Raw genomic sequence first — 2,947 nt, 5'->3', positions numbered from 1 at the left:
CCCATCCCTGCGGGACGCTCCGCGAACGTAGGGGCGCAAGGCCAAGATCCCCTACTTGTGTACACCACTGTAGCCTTGAAGGAGAAAGGAATGGAAGCGAGGTCTGCGTGTGGTCTATTCATTTGAAAACTGCATTAAGACAATAGGCAAAATCCACACCTGAAAGTATCCGGTTTTGCTCACCACCTCTGAAGTTAGCTTGTTAGCTTAGAGAAGTACTCAATTGCAAGCTCAATCTTTACTCACAACAATAATCATCAACAACAGTTGTAAAAACTGTAACCTTTAGGGTTTGCAGAAAAGTTTAATGCAAAGAAAAAAGTGGCTTTTAAGAACAGGACTTGCTCTTCTAATTTTTATCATGGTTGTAGCGGCAAAATTTATGGATAAAACTCATCCCATTACAGAAGTCTACGTATTTGGGGACAGTCTTTCAGATACAGGGATGGTATTCCGGGCGACAGGAGGAATGTATCCACCTAATCCAACTTACTATCAGGGGCGTTACTCGAATGGTCGGGTTTGGATTGAGTATCTTGCCGAATCCCTCCATCTTTCCTCCAAGCAAACTAACAATTTTGCTTACGGAGGAGCAACTACTGGCAGCGTTGGTAACAGCTATGTACCTAGCTTGCTAAATCAAGTGCAGTCGTTTACTCAGACACATCAAAAGACGAATTCAGATGCTTTGTATGTGCTGTGGGCTGGGGCAAATGATTATTTGCAAGGGGTAAGCAGTGCAACTGTTCCTGTTAAAAATCTGACGATCGCCATCAATTCTCTAACTGATGTGGGTGCTAAAAAGATTCTGGTAGGAAATTTACCAGATTTAGGACAATTACCTGCGACTAGAACCAGTACGAATTCTGTGAATCTTAGTACATTAACACAAGCACATAATCAAGGCTTAAGGCGATCGCTCAAAATCCTAAGTCAACAGCATTCCGATCTGGAGATTGTGCAATTAGATGCCAACGCACTGTATCGAGATGCGATCGCAAATCCAGCAGCCTTTAACTTTACCAATGTCACCACTCCATGTCTGTCTGGCTCTGACACCTGTAGTAACCCAGACCAGTTTTTGTTCTGGGATGGCATTCACCCAACGGCTGCGGCTCATCGCATCATCGGGAAAACTGCTTTTTCAACAATTCAAGAGGCAGGGATGATTAATCCGGGTTTAATAATGGTTCCATGAAAGGAGAAGGGAAAGGAATTAAAGCTTTTTCCTTTCGCCTTCTTCGGTAATATTGCTTTTTGCAGGGTAATAGATTTTTTGTGTCAAAAATATTTTAGATTAAAATACGGTAAGTCTAACGAATTACCGTTGATTTATATCACAGAACGCTCAATTATTATATTTGCTTATATAATAATTGGAAACTAAAATAACTGCTTATGTCTGAACAATATCGTTTTGAAACCCTGCAAGTTCATGCTGGACAAGAGCCGGCTCCGGGAACTAATGCTCGTGCTGTCCCAATTTACCAAACGACTTCCTACGTTTTTGATGACGCCGACCACGGAGCGCGGTTGTTTGCTCTCCAGGAATTTGGTAACATTTACACCCGGATCATGAACCCAACGACGGATGTATTTGAAAAGCGGATTGCTGCCTTAGAAGGGGGTGTAGCAGCATTAGCAACCGCTAGTGGGCAGGCGGCGCAATTCTTGGCAATCAGTACCATTGCTCAGGCTGGGGATAATATTGTTTCCACTAGTTTTCTATATGGGGGAACATATAATCAGTTTAAAGTAGCTTAACCACGACTAGGTATTAATGTCAAGTTTGTGGAAGGAGATGATCTAGAAAGTTTCCGTCAGGCGATCGACGATCGCACCAAAGCCCTATACGTTGAAACCATTGGCAATCCCCAATTCAACATTCCCGACTTTGCCGCTTTAGCTCACATTGCTCACGAAAATGGCATTCCTTTAATAGTGGATAATACCTTTGGTGCTGGTGGGTATCTAGCTCGACCCATTGAACATGGTGCAGATATTGTAGTGGAATCTGCAACTAAATGGATTGGTGGGCATGGTACTTCCATTGGTGGCGTAATTGTCGATTCGGGTAAATTTGACTGGGGTAACGGCAAATTTCCCCTGTTTACTGAAGCATCACCCGGTTATCATGGGTTGAATTTTCAAGAAGTGTTTGGCCCTAGTGGTTCCTTTGGCAACATTGCCTTTATTATCCGCGCCAGAGTCGAGGGGTTACGGGATTTTGGCCCATGCTTGAGTCCATTTAACGCCTTTCTTTTACTGCAAGGATTAGAGACTCTCTCCCTACGTGTAGATCGGCATGTGAGCAATGCCCTAGAATTGGCTCGGTGGTTAGAGCAGCAAGAGCAAGTATCATGGGTTAATTATCCGGGACTTCCCAATCACCCCTATCATGAACGAGCGAAGAAATATCTCCGGCATGGATTTGGGGGAGTTTTAAACTTTGGCATCAAAGGTGGACTGGAGGCAGGTAGAGCTTTTATTAATCATGTGAAATTGGCGAGTCATTTAGCAAATGTTGGTGATGCTAAAACCCTCGTTATTCATCCCGCTTCTACAACCCATCAACAGCTAAGTGATGACGAACAGCTTTCAGCAGGTGTGAAACCCGATTTAGTGCGGGTATCGGTGGGAATTGAACATATCGACGATATCAAAGAAGATTTTGAGCAGGCATTTCGGCAAGTGAAAACAGAGAAGAGTTAGGAGTTTGGAGTAGTCCTGTCAAGATGACTTCTAAAATCTTTTTCTCTCTCTGGTTCCTCTGCGTCTGGAGTGGTTTATAAGTTATTTATTTATTGAACCGTAGAGGCACAGAGAACACAAAGATAGGAGAGGAATTGATTTTCGAGAATTTTTACCCACCTTGACAGGACTAGAGTTTGGAGGGGAGCAACGCGATTTTGTGAGGTTGGGTGAAAAAGGTGCGATCGCTAAAATT

Annotated in this window: 1 protein-coding gene and 1 pseudogene; both read left to right on the top strand. The window is 43.4% G+C overall.

Going from position 1 to position 2,947, the window contains the following annotated elements:
* Positions 1–307: 307 nt before the first annotated feature.
* The gene (locus tag Q0541_RS10635; protein ID WP_298909395.1) at positions 308–1,198 is read left to right on the top strand and encodes an SGNH/GDSL hydrolase family protein; all 891 of its coding nucleotides are present in this window, start codon (positions 308–310) and stop codon (positions 1,196–1,198) included.
* A gap of 200 nt (positions 1,199–1,398) precedes the next feature.
* Positions 1,399–2,712: pseudogene (locus Q0541_RS10630) on the top strand (O-acetylhomoserine aminocarboxypropyltransferase/cysteine synthase).
* Positions 2,713–2,947: the final 235 nt, after the last annotated feature.

The sequence above is a fragment of the uncultured Nostoc sp. genome (assembly GCF_937863485.1).
Classification (GTDB): Bacteria; Cyanobacteriota; Cyanobacteriia; order Cyanobacteriales; family Nostocaceae; genus Nostoc.
The sequence above is the reverse complement of the archived record's forward strand: the minus strand, read 5'-3'. Positions and strand labels throughout refer to the sequence as shown.

Coding starts and splice junctions, on each gene's coding strand:
- Q0541_RS10635 (WP_298909395.1), top strand. CDS start 308: ATGCAAAGAAAAAAGTGGCTTTTAAGAACAGGACTTGCTCTTCTAATT.